The sequence below is a fragment of the Magnetospirillum sp. LM-5 genome, from assembly GCF_902729445.1.
Lineage (GTDB): Bacteria > Pseudomonadota > Alphaproteobacteria > Rhodospirillales > Magnetospirillaceae > Magnetospirillum.
Genome location: NZ_CACVCE010000041.1, coordinates 1 through 18,063, shown reverse-complemented (window position 1 = coordinate 18,063; position 18,063 = coordinate 1). Strand labels below are relative to the sequence as shown.

10 protein-coding genes are annotated in these 18,063 nt (G+C 66.9%); 3 read left to right on the top strand and 7 right to left on the bottom strand.

Annotation, left to right across the window (positions count from 1 at the left end; genetic code table 11):
- Window positions 1–29: 29 nt before the first annotated feature.
- The 5 genes from MTBLM5_RS13670 to MTBLM5_RS13650 form a co-directional block, all read right to left on the bottom strand.
- Complete coding sequence (locus MTBLM5_RS13670; protein WP_173976650.1) at window positions 30–455, bottom strand: hypothetical protein; 426 nt, start codon at window positions 453–455, stop codon at window positions 30–32.
- Complete coding sequence (locus MTBLM5_RS13665; protein ID WP_173976649.1) at window positions 452–1,762, bottom strand: methyl-accepting chemotaxis protein; 1,311 nt, start codon at window positions 1,760–1,762, stop codon at window positions 452–454. The genes MTBLM5_RS13670 and MTBLM5_RS13665 overlap by 4 nt, the downstream gene beginning before the upstream one ends.
- Window positions 1,763–1,771: 9 nt before the next feature.
- Window positions 1,772–2,302: a PAS domain-containing protein gene (locus tag MTBLM5_RS13660; protein ID WP_173976648.1), complete on the bottom strand. Its 531-nt coding sequence runs from the start codon at window positions 2,300–2,302 to the stop codon at window positions 1,772–1,774.
- Between the two features lie 24 nt (window positions 2,303–2,326).
- Window positions 2,327–2,632: an STAS domain-containing protein gene (locus tag MTBLM5_RS13655; protein WP_173976647.1), complete on the bottom strand. Its 306-nt coding sequence runs from the start codon at window positions 2,630–2,632 to the stop codon at window positions 2,327–2,329.
- Window positions 2,633–2,743: 111 nt separating this feature from the next.
- A complete protein-coding gene (locus MTBLM5_RS13650; protein ID WP_173976646.1) occupies window positions 2,744–4,510 on the bottom strand; it encodes a M3 family oligoendopeptidase in 1,767 nt (588 codons plus the stop codon).
- Between the two features lie 66 nt (window positions 4,511–4,576).
- Here MTBLM5_RS13650 and MTBLM5_RS13645 point away from each other — a divergent pair, with 66 nt between their 5' ends.
- Window positions 4,577–6,382 carry a long-chain fatty acid--CoA ligase gene (locus MTBLM5_RS13645; RefSeq protein WP_173976645.1) on the top strand — a complete coding sequence of 602 codons (1,806 nt, stop codon included), beginning with the start codon at window positions 4,577–4,579 and terminating at the stop codon, window positions 6,380–6,382.
- 66 nt (window positions 6,383–6,448) lie between these two features.
- Here MTBLM5_RS13645 and MTBLM5_RS13640 read toward each other — a convergent pair whose 3' ends face one another.
- A complete protein-coding gene (locus MTBLM5_RS13640; protein ID WP_173976644.1) occupies window positions 6,449–7,429 on the bottom strand; it encodes an NAD-dependent epimerase/dehydratase family protein in 981 nt (326 codons plus the stop codon).
- Window positions 7,430–7,618: 189 nt separating this feature from the next.
- On the opposite strand from MTBLM5_RS13640, the gene MTBLM5_RS13635 reads away from it, so the two are divergent.
- A complete protein-coding gene (locus MTBLM5_RS13635) occupies window positions 7,619–11,032 on the top strand; it encodes an indolepyruvate ferredoxin oxidoreductase family protein (RefSeq protein ID WP_173976643.1) in 3,414 nt (1,137 codons plus the stop codon).
- Here the strand turns inward: MTBLM5_RS13635 and MTBLM5_RS19140 are convergent.
- Window positions 11,016–14,234, bottom strand: coding sequence for a FecR domain-containing protein (locus MTBLM5_RS19140; protein WP_173976642.1), 3,219 nt, complete (start codon window positions 14,232–14,234; stop codon window positions 11,016–11,018). The genes MTBLM5_RS13635 and MTBLM5_RS19140 overlap by 17 nt on opposite strands.
- 178 nt (window positions 14,235–14,412) lie before the next feature.
- On the opposite strand from MTBLM5_RS19140, the gene MTBLM5_RS13625 reads away from it, so the two are divergent.
- On the top strand, window positions 14,413–18,042 hold the full coding sequence (locus MTBLM5_RS13625) for a tetratricopeptide repeat protein (RefSeq protein WP_173976641.1): 3,630 nt from the start codon (window positions 14,413–14,415) through the stop codon (window positions 18,040–18,042).
- The last annotated feature ends 21 nt before the right edge of the window (window positions 18,043–18,063 follow it).

Below are 18,063 nucleotides of genomic sequence, written 5' to 3'. Positions count from 1 at the left end.
AATATTTTACCGGGATAAGCCCAGGTGAATCAGGCCAGGGCCAGGACGCTCGACGCCGCCATCGCCAGCAGCAGCGGCACCAAGATCAGCAGCGGCAATCCGCCCGGCCGGCGGAGCAGCGGGACCGCCACCACCAGCCCCCAGGCCACCAGCACCAACGTCACCACGACGGCGAACTCGCCCGGCCCGTGCGGGCGGAACAGCGGGAAGCCCCAGCGGGTTTCAACGAAGACGCCAGAGGGGTTGAACAGCGCAGCCAAGCTGCCGGCCAGGGCCAGGGCATAGGGACGGCTGACGGCGCAGCCGCAGCCGCCACCGGCCCGGACGGCGGCATGGATGAACATGGCAGCAGCCAGCGGCCGCAGGCCGACGGCGATCAGACCGACCGGTTCCGGGAAAATCGGCGCGAACAGGGCCGCCACCACCAGGACGGCGCAAGCCCCCAACCCGCTCACCGGACCTTCTGGATATATTGCTCGACCCGGCTGCTCAAGGACTGCACCACCTCGCTCAGCAGGTTGGCGCTCCAGATCACGCGGATGGTGCCGCCGCAGGCCTGGGCCGACACCTGCGACACCACCGCCACCGAGTGCGACACCTCTTCCGCCTTCTGGGCCACGTCCTCGATGTTGGCCGAGATGTCCCGCGTCGCCGCTTCCTGCTTCTGCACCGCCTGGGCGATGGTCGCGGTGATCTCGTCCATCTGGCGGATGGTGCCGACGATCTCGTCGATGGCCGACACCGCCTCGCGCGCGGCTGACTGGATGGCGCCGACCTGATTGGTGATGTCCTCGGTGGCCCGGGCCGTCTGGTTGGCCAGGCTTTTCACCTCGTGCGCCACCACCGCGAAGCCCTTGCCGGCCTCGCCGGCACGCGCCGCCTCGATGGTCGCATTCAGGGCCAACAGGTTGGTCTGGCTGGCGATTTCGCTGATCAGCTGGACCACGGTGCCGATCTTCTTAACCGCCTCGGCCAGGCCGTTGACCCGCTGCGAGGTCGAGGAAATGTTGGCCACCGCCTCGTGGGCGACCGAGCTGGACAGCGTCACCTGCTGCGAGATTTCGTTGATGGCCTCGGCCAGGTGGCGGGTCACTTCCGACACCGCCTGGGCGCTTTCCGAGGTCGCCTGGGCGGCGTCGCCGACATCGATCGACCGCGAGCCGGCCCGTTCCGATCGCTGGGCCATCTGGTCGGCGGTCTTGGCGATGCCGTCGGTCGATTTCGCGACCTGGCTGACCATGGATTTCACCGCCTCCTCGAAGTCGGCGGTTTCCTTGCCGCGTTCCTCCATGTCGCCCAGCACCTTGTTGATCAGGCGGGCGAAGGTCAGGAAGTCGCCGCGCAACCCCTCTTCCGGGATGATGCGGAAATATTCCTTGCGGCCGGCCCGGGCCATGGCGGCGCCGGTATCCTTGGCGAACTCCTCGGACAGGTCCAGCAGGCGGTTGACGCCGTGCAGCAGCCGGCCCAGATCGTCGTCGCGGCCGATGCGCAGGATGCGGGCGTTGAGGTCGCCGGCCGAGGCCGCCATCACCACTTCGGCCGAACGCCGGATCAGCTCACGCTCGGTCGCGCCCGGCCCGCCGCCACCGCCGGCCAGCCCGATCGCCGCCAGGGCGGCCCCGGCCATCGCCAGCAGCACCAGCGCCAGGGCGGCGCCGTCCAGACCGCTTTTCACCGCCAGCGCCAAAGCGGCCGCCGCCAGAAGGACCAAGCCGATCCAGCCCCACAGGGCTTTGCCGCCGGAAGTTGGGCTCGACATCGGTGTCTCCTACCGGCAGATGGCGAAAATCAGCTGGTCGTAACTGGAAAATCCCAACTGGCCGACCGTGGCCTTCAGGGCGGCATAGGATTGTTCCAGGCCGGCCTTGCGATCGGGGTTCGATTTTTCGATTTCCAGCAACTGGGCGTAAAGCGGCTTGACGGTCTCGACCGCCGATTGCTTGGGCACCCGCCGATTGGAATGATAGCCGACGATGGCGCCGTCGGGGCCGAAATTGGGGGTGACGTGGGCGAATACCCAATATTCGTCGCCGTTCTTGGCGCGGTTCAGCACATAGGCGAAGATCTCGTCGCCCAGTTCGATCACGTCCCACAGCAGGCGGAACACGCAGCGCGGCATGGCCGGATGGCGCAGGATCGAATGGGGGGCGCCCAGCAACTCGTCCTCGGAATAGCCGCTCATGGCGATGAAGACGTCGTTGGCATAGGTGATCTTGCCTGTCCGGTCGGTCTTCGACACGATGATCTCGTCGGGGCGGAACGACCGCTCCTTGCCGGTCAGAAACAGATCGGCCGCCATCTCAGCTCTCCTGACCAGAAATCATCATGGGATGATCTCGAAGGTCTTTGCGGCCTCGGTCAGCTCGAGCAGGCGGGCGACCTTGTCCTTCGGTCGGGCCAAGGACAGCTTGGCCCCGATGGCGGCGACGTCTTCCTGGGCGATATACAAAAGGCCCAGCCCGACGGAATCGATCATCGTCAGTTCCGACAGGTCGAAAACGACCGAATTGGGGCGCTTTGCGACGATGTTGGACAGCAACTCGCGGAACTCGACGTTGACGGTGAAGTTCATTTGTCCGGTGAACGTCACGGTGACGGTCCCGGACTGTTCGCTAAACCGGTAACTCATGCCATATCCCCCGAACAGGACCATGCGACGCACAGCCCACTAACCATTCGTTTATAGTATGAACCCGCGGGCAGGATTGGAAAGTGGAATTCTCATCTCTCCGCCAACTTATCACATGACTTCAAGCTCATCGATGAAGCCCACCACCACCTCCAGTCCCTGGCGCCAGAAGGCCGGGTCGGCGGCGTTCAGACCGAAAGGCGCCAGCAGGTCGCCGTGGCGAAGGGTGCCGCCGGCCTTCAGCATGTCGAGATACTTGTCCTGGAAGCCCGGCGCGCCCTGCTGGTAGACGGAATAGAGCGAATTGACCAGGCAATCGCCGAAGGCATAGGCATAGACATAGAACGGCGTGTGGACGAAGTGCGGGATATAGGTCCAGAACGCCTTGTACTCGTCGTGGAAGCAGAGCGCCGGCCCCAGGCTGTCGGTCTGGACCTTCATCCAGATCTCGCCGATCCGTTCGGGCGACAATTCGCCCGAGCGGCGCTCTTCGTGGACCATGCTCTCGAACTGGTAGAAGGCGACCTGGCGGACCACGGTGTTCAGCATGTCCTCGACCTTGCCGGCCAGCATGGCCTTGCGGCGCTTCGGCGTGGCGGCACCCGCTAGCATCGACTGGAAGGTCAGCATCTCGCCGAACACCGAGGCGGTCTCGGCCAGGGTCAGCGGCGTGTCGGCCATCAGGCCGCCCTGGCCGGCGGCCAGGACCTGATGGACGCCGTGGCCCAATTCGTGGGCCAGGGTCATGACGTCGCGGGTCTTGCCCTGGAAGTTGACCAGCAGATAGGGATGGACGCTGGTGACGGTCGGATGGGCGAAGGCACCCGGCGACTTGCCGGGCCGCACCGGAGCGTCGATCCAGTTGGAATCGAAGAATTTCCGCCCGATTCCGGCCAATTCGGGGCTGAAAGCCTGATAGGCGGTCAGCACGGTGTCGCGCGCCTGGCCCCAGGTGAAGGTGGTGTCGTCGTCATCGGGCAGCGGCGCGTTGCGATCCCAGTAATCCAGCCGATCGACGCCGAACCACTTGGCCTTCAACCGATAATAGCGGTGGCTTAATTGCTCGTAGCACGAGCTGACGGCGGCGACCAGGGCATCGACCACCTCGTCTTCCACCTGGTTGGACAGGTTGCGCGACGATTGCGGCCGGGCATAGCGGCGCCACTTGTCTTCGATCTCCTTGTCCTTGGCCAGGGTGTTGGTGATCAGCGCGAACAAGGGGGCGTTCTCGCCCAGCACGGCCCCCAAGCCCTTGGCGGCCTCGCGGCGCTTGGCCGGGTCGCGGTCGCTCATCAGATGCAGGGCCTCGGCCGAGGTCAGCGACTGGCCGCCGATGGGAAAGCGCAGGCGGGCCATGGTCTCGTCGAACAGGCGGTTCCAGGCGGCGCGCCCGGCCACCGACTTCTCGTGCAGCAGCTTCTCGCACTCGTCGGACAATTGGTGATCGCGGAACACCCGGACGTCGCGCAGCCACGGCGCATAATGGCCGGCGGCCGGATCGGCCAGCTTGGCGGCCAGCACCGCATCATCCAGGCGGTTGATTTCCAGGGTGAAGAACAAGGTGTGGGTCGAGATGTCGGTCACCCGTTCCTGGATGCCCTGATAGAAGCGGGCGCGTTCCGGGTCGGTCTGGTCGCCGGAATAAAGCAGCTGGGCATAGGACAGGGCGCGATAGATCACCTCGCCCAGGCGCTCGTAAAGGGCGATGGCGGCACCGAACTCGGCCCCCGACAGATCGGCCAACCGACCGGCGAAGCGCTCGGAAAATTCCTTCGCGCTCGCCTCGGCGCCGTCGAGATCGCGGGCCAGTTCGGGCGAATCGGGTGCGGCATAAAGGTCGGACAGATCCCATTCGGGAAGGGTATCGATGTGGGTCATGCCGGGAGCCTCCTTGCCATGGGACCGAAAAACGCGTTGAACTAGAGCTAAGGGAGGGAGGCCCCCATGTCCATCGATTACGTCGCGGCCCGCAGCATACCGGCCATTTTCCTGGCTGAGGCCGATCAATTGGGCGACAAGCCCTTCCTGGCCGCCAAGCAGGGCGGGGCCTGGAGGTCCATCTCGTGGGCCGAGGCGCGCGACCGCGCCCTGGCCCTGGCCTCGGGCCTGAAAGGCTTGGGACTGGCCCCGGGCGACCGGGTCATGCTGGTGTCCGAGAACCGCCCGGAATGGGCCATCGCCGACCTGGCCATCATGCTGGCCGGCGGCATCACCGTGCCGGCCTATGTCACCAACACCCCCGCCGACCATCTGCACATCCTGACCGATTCGGGGGCGCGAATCGTCCTGGTCTCGACCGCCGCCCTGGCCGAACGGGTGCTCGAGGCGGCCGTCCGCTCGGCCCGACCGCCGACAATCATCTGTCTGGACATGCCCGAGCGCCACCAGGCCCATCAGGTCACGGTGCTGGACTGGGCCGAAACCGCCCAGGCCGAGCCCGACCGCATCGGGCTCATTCGCCAGCAGACGGCCGACATTCGCCGCGACGACGTCGCCTGCCTGATCTACACCTCGGGCACCGGGGGCGCGCCTCGGGGGGTCATGCTGTCGCACGGCGCCCTGATCGCCGATTGCGCCGGCGCCTTCCGGCTGTTGGAACGGGTCGGCCTGGCCGACGAGGTGTTCCTGTCGTTCCTGCCGCTGTCCCACGCCTATGAACACACCGTCGGGCTGATCTTCCCCATCACCATCGGCGCTCAGATCTTCTATGCCGAGGGGCTGGAGCAATTGGCCGCCAACATGGCCGAGATCCGCCCCACCATCATGACCGCCGTGCCGCGCCTGTACGAAAGCATGCGCACGCGCATCCTCAAGGCGGTCGAGCGCCAGGGCGGCACCAAGGCCAAACTGTTCCACCTGGCCGTTGAGCTGGGCCGAAAGCGATATCTGCACGGGCGGCTGGGGCCGCTGGACTGGCTGGCCGACAAGGCGCTGGACCGGCTGGTGCGCACCAAGGTCGCGGCTCGTTTCGGCGGGCGCCTGAAGGCGCTGGTGTCGGGCGGCGCGCCCCTGGCGCCCGAGGTCGGGCTGTTCTTCACCGCGCTGGGCGTGCCGATCCTGCAGGGCTATGGCCAGACCGAGGCCGGACCGGCCATTTCCTGCAGCCCGCCCGACCGCATCCGCATCGAGACGGTCGGCCCGCCGCTGGCCGGCATCGAGCTGGCCATCGCCGAGGACGGCGAGATCCTGGTCCGCGGCGAGGTGGTGATGACCGGCTATTGGAACGACCCCGCCGCCACCCGGCGCGTCCTGGATTCCGACGGCTGGCTGAAGACCGGCGACATCGGCGAGATCGATCCCGACGGCTATCTGCGCATCACCGACCGCAAGAAGGACATCATCGTCAATTCGGGTGGCGACAACGTCTCGCCGCAGCGGGTCGAGGGGCTTTTGACCCTGCGCCCGGAAATCGCCCAGGCGATGGTGCATGGCGACCGTCGGCCGCATCTGGTGGCCTTGCTGGTCCCCGACGGCGAGTGGGCGGCCCAGTGGGCCACGGACAATGGCCAAACCGGCGACCTGGCCGAGTGGTGCGCCCTGCCCGCCTTCCGCCGCGCCGTCGCCGACGCGGTCGATCATGTCAATGCTGGCCTGTCACCGATCGAGAAGGTCCGCCGCTTCATCCTGACGGCCCAGTCCTTCACCACCGAAAACGGCATGATGACGCCGACCTTGAAGGTCCGCCGCCATGTGGTGCGCGAACGGTTCGGCGCCTTGCTCGAGGCCCTTTATCATACGAAATCCGAATAATTCGGATTTCAAGGCCCTCGCCGGGCGGGGCCTGCGGCCCCTTGGCCGCGCCCTATGGGCGCCGGATCACAGCCCGTGATAGGCCTTGAACCACTCGATGAATTTGGGCACGCCTTCCGAGATCGGCGTCGTCGGCGCGAAGCCGACATCACGCTGGATGGCGCTGATGTCGGCATAGGTTTCCTTGACGTCGCCCGGCTGCATCGGCTCGAGCACGTATTCGGCCTTGCGGCCCAGGCACGTCTCGATCAGCCCGACATAATCCATCAGGCTTTCGGAAGAGTTGTTGCCGATATTGTAGATGCGATAGGGCGGCAGTGCGCCTTCATCCTTGGGCGGATTATCCAGCACCCCGATGACGCCCGCGACGATGTCGTCGATATAGGTGAAGTCGCGGCGCATGTCGCCATTGTTGAAGACATGAATCGGCTTGCCATCGACGATGGCCCGCGCGAACAGGAAGGCGGCCATGTCCGGACGGCCCCACGGGCCGTACACCGTGAAGAAGCGCAGGCCCGTGGTCGGCAGCCGGTACAGGTGCGAATAGGAATGGCTCATCAGCTCGCACGAGCGCTTGGTGGCGGCATAAAGCGAGATCGGGGTATCGACCCGATCCTCGACCGAAAACGGCAGCTTGGTGTTGGTGCCATAGACCGACGACGAACTGGCATAAACGAAATGGCGGCAATTGGGATTGTTGCGGGCCATCTCCATCAGGACCAGATGGCCCTCGACGTTCGACCGGGTGTAATCGTGCGGCGCCTTCAGCGAATGGCGCACGCCGGCCTGGGCCGCCAGGTTGATATAGGCGGTGATGTCGGGGAACAGTTCGGCCACCTCGGCCATAGCCGGGCGTTCGGCGATGTCGGCCTGGATGAAGGAAAAGCCCGGATGCTCGGTCAGCCGCGCCAGCCGGGCGCGCTTCAGGGCCGGATCGTAATAGGGGTTGAGGTTGTCGACCCCGACGACCTTGTCACCGCGCTCCAGCAGGCGAAGCGAGGTGTGGTAACCGATGAATCCGGCGGCGCCAGTGACGAGAACGCTCATGAGACGACCCTGATATGAATGACGTCCTTGATATACCCCGGACGGCCCCGGAAATCACCCCCCCAAATTGGCCTGCGAATTGGCAAGTTTGTTGCCCGATCGACATCAATTTAATGATTTGATTGCGTTTTTTGGCAACCTCTTCCACCGCGGCCTGTTCCTCCCCACGTCAAATCAAGGGAGGCCACCATGTCCGTCACCCCGAATCTGACCCTGGACCACAAATATACCGCCCGTTCCGGGCTGGTGCTGCTGTCGGGCATCCAGGCCCTGGTGCGGCTGCCGATGCTGCAGCGCGCCCGCGACAAGGCCGCCGGCATCAACAGCGCCGGCTTCATCTCGGGCTATCGCGGCAGCCCGCTGGGCGGGCTGGACAAGGAATTGTGGCGGGCCGAGAAATTCCTGAAGCAAGCCGACACCGTCTTCCGCCCCGGCCTGAACGAGGACCTGGCCGCCGCCGCCATCTGGGGCAGCCAACAGGTCACCTTGTTCGAGGGCGCCCTGGTCGACGGGGTGTTCGCCCTGTGGTACGGCAAGGGCCCCGGCCTCGACCGCTCGGTCGATGTGTTCAAGCATGCCAATTCCGCCGGCACCGCCCGCCATGGCGGCGTCCTGGTGGTGGCCGGCGACGATCACGGCTGCAAGTCTTCGACCCTGGCGCACCAGTCCGAACAGGTGCTGATGGCGGCCCAGATGCCGGTCCTGAACCCGGCCAATGTGCAGGAACTGGTGGATTACGGCCTGCTGGGCTGGGCACTGTCACGCTGGTCGGGGCTGTGGGTCGGCCTGAAGGCGATCACCGAGACGGTGGAAAGCTCGGGCCTGGTCGACATCGATCCGTGGCGGCTGGCCATCCTGGCCCCTGGCCAGCGGCCGGACCTGGCCATCCGCTGGCCCGACCGCTTCCTCGAGCAGGAAATACGCCTGATGGGGCCGAAGATCGAGGCGGCCCTGGCCTTCGCCCGTGTCAACCACCTGGACCGGGTGGTGGTCGATTCGCCCCAGCCCAGACTGGGTATCGTCACCACCGGCAAGGCCCATCTGGACGTGCTGCAGGCGCTGGACGATCTGGGCATCGACCTGGATTACGCCGCGCGCATGGGCCTCAAGGTCTACAAGGTGGGCATGAGCTGGCCGCTGGAAGCCGACGGCATCCGCGCCTTCGCCGAGGGCCTGGACGAGATCTTGGTGGTCGAGGAAAAGCGCCCGGTCATCGAGGACCAATTGAAGGCCCAGCTTTACAATTGGCGCGAAGACGTGCGCCCGCGCGTGGTCGGCAAGCTGGACCAGGACGGCGCGCCCCTGCTGCCCAGTCATGGCGAGCTGACGCCGGCCATGGTCGCCCGAATCATCGCTGCCCGCATCGGCCGTTTCTACACCTCGCTCGGCATCCGCGAACGCCTGGCCTGGCTGGATGCCAAGGAAGCCGCCTTGCAGACCGTGCCGCAGGGCTTTGCCCGCGTGCCCTATTTCTGCGCCGGCTGCCCGCACAACAGTTCGACCAACGTGCCCGACGGCAGCCGCGCCGCCGCCGGCATCGGCTGCCATTACATGGCGACCTGGATGCCCGAGCGCCGCACCGAGACCTTCACCCATATGGGCGGCGAAGGGGCGCCGTGGATCGGCCAGACCCCGTTCACCACCACACAGCACATCTTCCAGAATCTGGGCGACGGCACCTATTACCATTCCGGCCTTCTGGCCATCCGCGCCTGCGTCGCGGCGAACGTCAACATCACCTACAAGATCCTTTACAACGACGCCGTGGCCATGACCGGCGGCCAGCCGGTCGATGGGCCGCTGACGGTTCCGGCCATCGCCGCCCAGGTCCGGGCCGAGGGGGTAACCCGCATCGCCGTGGTGTCGGACCGCTCCATCGCCTATGCCGACCAATTACCGCCCGGCACCACCACCCATCACCGCGACGACATGGACGCGCTGCAACGGAACTTGCGTGAGCATCGGGGGGTGTCGGTGCTGATCTACGACCAGACCTGCGCCGCCGAGAAACGCAGGCGCAGAAAGCGCGGCCTGATGGACGACCCGCCCGAACGGGTGTTCATCAACGAAGCGGTGTGCGAAGGCTGCGGCGATTGCGGCGAGGTGTCGAACTGCGTCGCGGTGGTGCCGGTGGAAACCGAGTTCGGTCGCAAGCGGGCCATCGACCAATCGGCCTGCAACAAGGATTTCAGCTGCCTGAAGGGCTTCTGCCCCAGCTTCGTCACCGTCACCAACGCCCAGCCCAAAAAAGCCGCCGCCGGCGACTGGGCGGGCGACCTGCCGCCCCCCACCCTGCCCGAGTGCCGCCAGCCCTTCGGCATCGTCGTCACCGGCATCGGCGGAACCGGCGTGGTCACCGTCGCCCAGGTGCTGGGCATGGCCGCCCATCTGGACGGCAAGGCGGTCACCGCGCTCGATCAGACCGGTCTGGCCCAGAAGAACGGCGCGGTGGTCAGCCATGTGCGGCTGTGCGACGACCCGGCCCGCCTGCATGCCGTGCGCATCGCCGATGGCGGCGCCGATCTGCTGCTGGCCTGCGACATGGTGGTGGCCGCCGGTTTCGACACCCTGGCCAAGCTGAAGGCCGGTCGCACGTTTGCCATCATCAACGACCACCAGACCATGCCGGCCAGCTTCACCCATGCGCCCGACCTGGCCTATCCGGCCGGCTCGATGCATCAGGCCATCAATGCCGCCACCGGCGGCGGGGCCATCAATGCCGCCACCGGCGGCGGGGCCGAATTCATCGATGCCGGGCGCATCGCCACCCGCCTGCTGGGCGACGCGCTGGCCACCAACCTGTTCCTGGTCGGCCTGGCCTGGCAGAAGGGCCTGATCCCGCTGTCGGAACAGGCCATCGACGGCGCCATCGCCCTGAACGGCGCCATGGTCGAGTTCAACCGCGCCGCCTTCCTGTGGGGGCGCCGCGCCGCCCACGACCGCAAACAGGTCGAAGCCCTGGCCGATCCCCACCCCGCCCCGGCCCTGTCGCAAAATCTGGACGAATTGATCGCCCGGCGCGTCGCCCATCTGACCGCCTGGGGCGATGAAGCCTGGGCCGCGCGCTTCCAAACCTGGGTCGAGCGCACCCGCGCCGCCGAGACCGCCGTGGTCCCGGGTTCGACCCGCTTGACCGAGGCGGTGGCCCGCTCGCTGGCCAAGCTGATGAGCTATAAGGACGAATACGAGGTGGCAAGGCTGTATGGCGGCCTGGACGCCCAGTTGAAGGCCCAATTCGAAAGCTGGGACAAGGTCCAGCCGCATCTGGCGCCCCCGTGGCTGGGCACGCGCAAGCACAAGTTCGGCCCGTGGATGCTGACCCTGTTCAAGGGCCTCAAGCATTTGAAGGCCCTGCGCGGCACCTGGTTCGACCCGTTCGGATATTCGCCCGAGCGCCGGCTGGAACGCGCCTTGATCGACGAATACCAGGCGGTGTTGGGCGACCTGTTGTCCAACCTGACCGCCGACAGGCTGGACCTGGCAGTCGAGATCGCCCGCCAGCCGCTGTCGATGCGCGGCTTCGGCCCCGTCAAGGCGGCCAACGTCGCCAAGGCGCGGGCGGAAACCGGACGGCTGCTGGCTCGGTTCAACTCGTCAAGGTGATGTTGGGGGCATCGATGGCGTTCAAACCGGTGTTCTGCAACTGGGCGATCTGGTACGAGTTCGACGCGGCGGCGCTCAGATCCTGGCAATAATAGATATCGACGTTGGTGTTGTTCTGTACGGCGATGATGCCGGCGCCGGTGCCGTAATTGGTGCCGAGGGCGGTGTCCTCGAAGTAGGTGCTGTTCAACGTCAAGGTCGCGCTGCTGCCCAGATTGAAGGTGGCGTTCGACAGGCTGATGAAGTCGGAACCGTTCCAGTCGGTGATGGTGTCGGTGCCGATCGCCATATCCGCGACCACACCGTTGACCAGCGGCGTGCCGTACTGGCGGAACTCGAACACGTCGGCGCCGTTGCCGCCGGTCAGGCTGTCGGTGCCTTGGCCGCCGATCAGGGTGTCGCCCCCCATGCCGCCGATCAGGGTGTCGTCGCCCTTGCCACCCCACAGGATCAGAGCCGCCGAGGTCTCGGCCGAACCGTCGAGGCGCACCGTCGAACTGGTCCCGTTGGTGTGGGCATCGACCGTCAACCCGGTGGTCGGCGCCGTCGAATCGGCCAGCGTGACGTTGAAGGAACTGTCGTAATTGCTGTTGCCGAGACTGATTTTCTCGAAACCGGTGATGTTGTCGAAGGTCATCTGCCCCGGCATGGTGCCCAACAGGTCCAGCGTGTCGGTGCCGGTCCCGCCGTCCAGGTTCATGGTGTCGACGGTGGTGAAGGAATTGCAGATCACGCTGATGCTGTCATTGTCGGCCCCGGCGGCCAACGATACCAGCCCGCCGCCGTAACGCAGATCGATGGTGGCGCTGTCGGTGCCGGCCCCGAAATCGAGATTATGCAGATGCCCGAAATTCTGGAACGGCTGGGTGATCAGGTTGTCGTTGCCGCCCGACAGGGTCAGGTCGCCGGCATCCCAGGCCAGCACCTTGAGCTTGGCCGCCCCACCATCAAAGACCGAGGGCGAACCGGAATAGCGGTCGAGTGCCTCGAAATCGGCGCCCATCTGGCCGGTGGCGCCGGAAATCACCAGCGACAGGCCCCACATGCCGTCCTGGCCCCAGCCGCTGGCGGTGGTGCTGGTGGTCAGGTCGGTACTGGTCAGGCCGGAAAAGTCGAAATGGTTGAGGTCGCTGTCCGGCAATCCGTCGGAATTGGTGTCGGCATTGTCGGAATCGCCACCCGACAGCAGCAGGTTGCCGCCATTGCTGATGCTGAAGGTGTCGCCGCCGCCTTTGCCGAACGCCACCAAACCGGCCATCTTCGGATCGCCGGGAATCGCGATGGTGTCGGCGGACGAACTGCCGGCATAGGCATAGCCGGTCTTGTCCGAATCCATGTTCTTGATCGGCACGACGCTGCTTAAGCTTTGCGGGCCGCTGCCATAGCTGACCGAACTGGTGCTGGTATAGTCGGTGATGACCTGGGACGACGAGAACAGGAATTCCTCGATGCCCGAATAGGTCATGACGTCGGCCAAGGTTCCCGACAGGGTCGAATAGAAAAAGGCCTGGCCGGAATTCAGGGTCGCCTGGTCGGTGACGATCTTGACCCACATGTCGTCCATGCCGTCGATCGCCAACTGGTCGGTCCCGTCACCGCCATCGATGCTGTCGGTGCCGCCGACGGTCGAATTGGGGTCGTCGTGAATATAGAAACTGGTGTTCTCGCCCGCCGACCCGGTGACGGTATCGTTGCCCGCGGTCAGATTGATCTTTTGGGAAAAGGTGGTCGGCTCCTCGTCGCCCAAGTGCGGCATGTTGGGGTCGTTGGCCAGCATATCCTCGATGAAGGCCTTCTCGGCCTCGTCGCTGACCGCCGCCAGGAAATCCTGGAACGCCTGGTTCTGATTATCGGGCGCGAACGGATTCTCGGCGGGGCCGATTTCGGCCAGCGGATTGAACAGGTCGGCGATGTCACCGCCGCCGCTTAAGAAACCCAGCGAGCCGAAGGCGTCGCCATACATGGCGCCGGGCTGGGTGAACACCCCGTAGATCGAGCCCGACACCCCGCCCGGCAGGTCGGTGGCCGACAGGAACAGATCGGCGGCGGCCTGCAATTCGGCCAGGGCTTCCTTGGCCGCACCCTCGGGGATCAGCCCTTCCTTGACCGCTTCCTTGATCGCCTCTTCGGCGGCGGCCTGGCCTTCCTTGGCGGCGGCCTCCTGGGCGGCGGCGGCCTCGGTGCCGGTGGCGCCGGCATTCGGGCCGCCCTCGGCCGGCCCCTGCTGGCCTTGCTGCTGCTGTTGCTGCTGTTGGTTCTGCGGCGAGATCGGGTTCTGCCCCGGCGGCGGCGGTGCCGGGCGGGCGGAAATGGCGTCGCCGTACTGCGCCTGCACCTGGGCCTGGGACAAGGTCACCGGCGGCGGCGGCGCTTGGGTGAAGCTGGTCATCTGCACGCTTTGGAACGGCTGGCTCATCACCGTGGTACCGCCGGCGGTGGCGATCGAGATCTGGCCGGTGCCGGCGCCCTGGTCCAGCAGGGTGACGGTATTGTTGCTGCCCTCGGCGGCGGCGAAGCCGGCCACCGTGGTCCCGCGCACACCGATGGTCATCACCGGCGTCCGGACCTTCATGGCGTCGGGCGCCGCCTTGGCCACCTCGCCCGAGACGAACGAGAAGGTGCCCTGCACCACCGAGACCTGCGAATGCGACTCGTTGGGCCGGCCGGGATCGAACACCATGTCGTCCAGCACCATGCGGCCCTTGGCACCCAGCGCGAAGGTCGAACTGTCGGCCAGGATCAGACCGACCGCCCCCTTGTCGCCGGTTTCGATGACGTCGCCCTGGGCCAGCTTGGCGTTCAGGGCCAGCGGCTCGCGGGTGCCGTCGCCATGGCGGACGAAGGCCGGTCCGCTCACCTTGCTGACGATGCCGATATATTGCAGCGCCACCGCCGGATCGCCGGCCTGGGCGAACAGGCCCGGCGCCAGCGGCCCGGCCAGGATCATGGCCAGATCGGCGGGAATCTGCGCGCCCGATTCGGTGGCCAGGCTGGGCGGATTCGGCTGTTCGTACCAGCCGGCGACCATCACCTGCTGGCCGTTCTCGCCCTTCAGGATCAGATCGGGCCCCGAACGAACGAACTCGGCGGTCAACAAAAGATCGCCGCCCGGCACGATGACGGTCCCGCCCGAATGGGCTTGGACAGCCACCTGTGGTGTGATCTTCACCACCAGCTTCGGAACGGACGGCACCGCGTTCATCGGACTAATGCCCCCCTTCAGGCATCCAAGGATCGACCAAGACTTCTTGGTCTATTATGCCACAAGTGCAGCTTCGGCGCTAACCTCATCCTTTTTGGCAAGTCTGCTCGCTTTGCGCTTGACCCTTGCGGATTCGCGCGGTTGACTGCCATTCAGGGAGTGTTCGAGGGGAACCGGTATGAGCGAGGACCATCTTGCCGGATTTGGGGCAGGCAACGCCGGATTCGGCAGCTTCGAGCTGGCCGCCGCCGAGGCCGCCCGCGCCACCGGCGATCTGGTCACCGCCCTGCATTGGTACGATTCCGTCCTGGCGCTGGACGCCGACCATGTCGAGGCCCAGGTCGGCCGCTGCGGCGTGCTGCGCATCATGGGCAAAACGCGCGAGGCGATGACCGAACTGGCCCGCATCCTGGCGGTCCACCCCAAGAATTTGCCGGCCCGGCTGGAACTGGCACTGACCCTGCAACGCCTGGGCCGCAGCGACGAAGCCCGCACCACCTATGCCATGCTGGTTCGCGAACCCAATGCCCCGTCCGAGGCTTGGCACGGCTTGGCCCTGGTCCTGCTGGCCGAGGGCAAGGAGCAGGCCGCCGAGACGGCGCTGCGCCGCTCGCTGGCCCTGGCTCCCAACCGCATCGAGGGCCGCCAGCAACTGGCCGACCTGATCGCGCGGCGCCAGGACCTGGCCACCGCCACCGACCTTTACCACGACATCCTGGCCATCGCCCCCGATTCCGCCGCCGCCCACGCCGGCCTGGGCCAGGCGCTGATCGGCATGGGCCGCATGGACGAGGCTCGCGACCAGTTGGAACGCGCCCTGGCGCTGGAATCCGAGAATTCCACCGCCCATCTGGGCCGCGCCCGCATGAATTTGCTGGAAGGCAACCTGGCCGCCGCCTGGGAAGACATGGAATGGCGCTGGCGCCAGTCGCCGCGCCCGCGCGCGCAAGCCCCCGGCGAGCCATGGGGCGGCAACCACGAGGTGACCGGCCGCACCATCTTGCTGTGGAGCGAGCAGGGCATTGACGACACCTTGCAGATGCTGCGCTATGCCCAGATCTTCGCCGCCAAGGGTGCCCAGGTGGTTCTGGCCCTGCCCGAGCCGCTGGTCCCGCTGGGCAAGGGCGTGGCTGGCGTCGCCCGCACTGTGGCTTCAGGCAAGCCGTTGCCGCCCGACCTGCATATCGATTTCAGCGTGTCGCTGGCCGACCTGCCGCGCCTGTTCGGCACCACGCTGACCAGCATCCCGCCCGCGCCCTATATCGAGGCGCCGGCCGGCCACCGTCCGCGCGTGTCGGCGCCGCCCGGCGCGGTGCTGAAGGTCGGCCTGGCCTGGGCCGGCCCGCGGGCCGCATGGGCCGTTCCCTTCCCGCAGATGATGACCCTGATGGGCCATCCCGGAATCGCCATGTTCGGCCTGCAGCTCGGGGCGAGGGCCGAGGATGCCCACCGGCTGGCCCACCCGACGCTGTTGCACGATTTGTCGCCCTCGATCGGCAATTACGCCGACATGGCCGGCCGCATCGCCGAGATGGACCTGATCATCACCGTCGATGGCAACGTCGCCCATCTGGCCGGCGCCATGGGCAAGACCGTGTGGGTGATGCTGCCCTACGCGCCCGATTGGCGCTGGATGCTGCACCGCGACGATTCGCCGTGGTACCCGACGGCGCGCCTGTTCCGCCAGGACCGCGCGGGCGACTGGACCGGCGTTATCACCCATCTGCTGGCTGCGCTGGACGAACGCGTCGCCGCCGAGCACCAGCGCCGTCAGGCCGAGGCCCGCGGCCAGATGGGGCCGAAGGCGGCGACCCGGGCGTTCCTGTCGACCCATCTGAAGGCCGGCGACCTGTTCGTCGATATCGGCGCGGGCGACGGCACCCACAGCCTGGACGCCGCCAGCCATCCGGCCGGCGACATCCGCGTCCTGGCCATCGACGCCAAACCGTCCGAGGCGGCCATCTTCTCGGACACCGTCGACCTGTCCGGCCTGTCGGACCAGATCGAGGTGATGTGCCAGGTGGTCGGCGGTGGGCAGGGGCCGGCATTGGTGGCCGGACGGCCGCGCGCCGGCCGCACGGTTTTCGCCCTGCCCGAGTGGGTGCGATCCGACAAGCGCTCCACCACGCTCGACGCGCTGATCGCCGAGCGTTCCGACCTGATCGCCGCCCGGCTGATCGTCCGCATCGGCGCCGCCGGCTCGGTGGACGATATCGTTTCCGGCATGAGCGGCTCGCTGGCCAGCGGCAGCATCGCCATCCTGGTGTTCGAAAATCGCGAGGGGATCACGGCGCCGCAGGTGCTGGCCGATTTCGGCTATCAGCTCTTCTGCTTCCCGTCCGAGATCGCCGCCGGCCGGCTGGTGCCGTTCGACGGGCGCCCCGGCATCGTGCTGGCCCTGGCCGCTGACCAGAAGGCGGCCACCGAATATGGCGACGCCAACGACCCGACCTCTCCGGCGGCGATGTCGCGGGCCTCGGCCCAGGCCGCCGAGCTGGCCAACTGGGGGGCGAACGAACTGAATGCCGGTCGCCCCAACGCCGCGGGCGAGCTGTTCGCCAAGGCGCTGGCCCAGGACCCCGGCAATGTCGAGGCCAACGCCAATCTGGGGGGGCTGCTGCGGCGCATCGGCCGGGCCGAGGCCGCTGCCGCCTGCTGGCGCCGCGCCCTGAAGGCCGGGGGCGGCCCGGTGATCCGCGCCAATCTCGCCAACGTCCTGCGCGAGATGGGCCATGCCGCCACCGCCGAGGCGATGTTCCTGAAGGTGCTGGCCGACGACCCGGCCAACCCGCGCACCCTTTATGCCTTCGCCATGCTGCTGCGCGAGCAGGGCCGCGCCAAGGAATCCTTGGCCACCCTGGAACGGGTCGCCGCCGCCGATTCCTCGCTGCTGAAGCCGCACGACCTGGCCGTCGGCCTTTTGAAGGCCGGCAATCTGGCGCGCGGCATGGCCGAGATGGTCAAGCGGCGGCCGGTCCCCCTGCCCCAGCATACTGCCCCTGAATGGGATGGCAGCCGCCTGGAAGCGCGCACCATCCTGGTCCGCGACGAAGGCGATGCCATCGACACCATTCAGTTGGCCCGCTATCTGCCGATGGTGGCGCGCGAGGGCGGCCTGGTCACCGTGGAATGCGTCCCCGAACTGGCCCGCCTGCTGTCCGGCGTCGCCGGAGTCGAACAGGTGGTGCCGCGCGGCGAGAAGCTGCCCGCCGTCGATTGTGCCGTCCGCCTGCTGGATGTGCCGCGCCTGCTGGGCACCACGTCGCGCACCACGCCGGTCCGCGACGTGCCCTATCTGCGATTGCCCGACGACGTGCCGGCCTTCCGCTTCCCCGACGACGGCCGCCTGCGGGTCGGTGTCGCCTGGTCCGGGCGTTCCAATTCGCGGCAGGTGCCGTTGTCGGCGCTGCTGCGGCTGGCCGCCGACCCGACCATCAATCTCATCAGCCTGCAACGCCGGCCGGAAGCCGATCAGCTGGTCCAAAGCGGGTACCGCACTTTCTTCGAAGACATGGGCAGCCGATGCGTCGATCTGGCCGAATCGGCCGGCATCATCGCCGGGCTCGATCTGGTCCTGGCCGGCGACACCGCCGAGGCCCACATCGCCGGCGCCATGGGCAAGACCGTGTGGGTGATGCTGCCGCTGGGCAATGACTGGCGCTGGGTCGATGGCCGCGACGACAGCGTGTGGTACCCGACCATGCGCGTGTTCCGCCAAAGCCAGGACGGCACCTGGGATCGCGCCATCCAGCGCGTGTCGGAAGCCCTGGCGGCGATGGCCGCCGGCAAGCTGGGCCGGCGCGGCTAGAGTCCGTCTGACTTAAGGGCA

What these genes read in the sequence shown, in the direction of transcription:
- MTBLM5_RS13665 (WP_173976649.1), bottom strand. Translation starts at nt 1,762, where the DNA reads ATGTCGAGCCCAACTTCCGGCGGCAAAGCCCTGTGGGGCTGGATCGGC.
- MTBLM5_RS13660 (WP_173976648.1), bottom strand. Translation starts at nt 2,302, where the DNA reads ATGGCGGCCGATCTGTTTCTGACCGGCAAGGAGCGGTCGTTCCGCCCC.
- MTBLM5_RS13655 (WP_173976647.1), bottom strand. Translation starts at nt 2,632, where the DNA reads ATGAGTTACCGGTTTAGCGAACAGTCCGGGACCGTCACCGTGACGTTC.
- MTBLM5_RS13650 (WP_173976646.1), bottom strand. Translation starts at nt 4,510, where the DNA reads ATGACCCACATCGATACCCTTCCCGAATGGGATCTGTCCGACCTTTAT.
- MTBLM5_RS13645 (WP_173976645.1), top strand. Translation starts at nt 4,577, where the DNA reads ATGTCCATCGATTACGTCGCGGCCCGCAGCATACCGGCCATTTTCCTG.
- MTBLM5_RS13640 (WP_173976644.1), bottom strand. Translation starts at nt 7,429, where the DNA reads ATGAGCGTTCTCGTCACTGGCGCCGCCGGATTCATCGGTTACCACACC.
- MTBLM5_RS13635 (WP_173976643.1), top strand. Translation starts at nt 7,619, where the DNA reads ATGTCCGTCACCCCGAATCTGACCCTGGACCACAAATATACCGCCCGT.
- MTBLM5_RS19140 (WP_173976642.1), bottom strand. Translation starts at nt 14,234, where the DNA reads ATGAACGCGGTGCCGTCCGTTCCGAAGCTGGTGGTGAAGATCACACCA.
- MTBLM5_RS13625 (WP_173976641.1), top strand. Translation starts at nt 14,413, where the DNA reads ATGAGCGAGGACCATCTTGCCGGATTTGGGGCAGGCAACGCCGGATTC.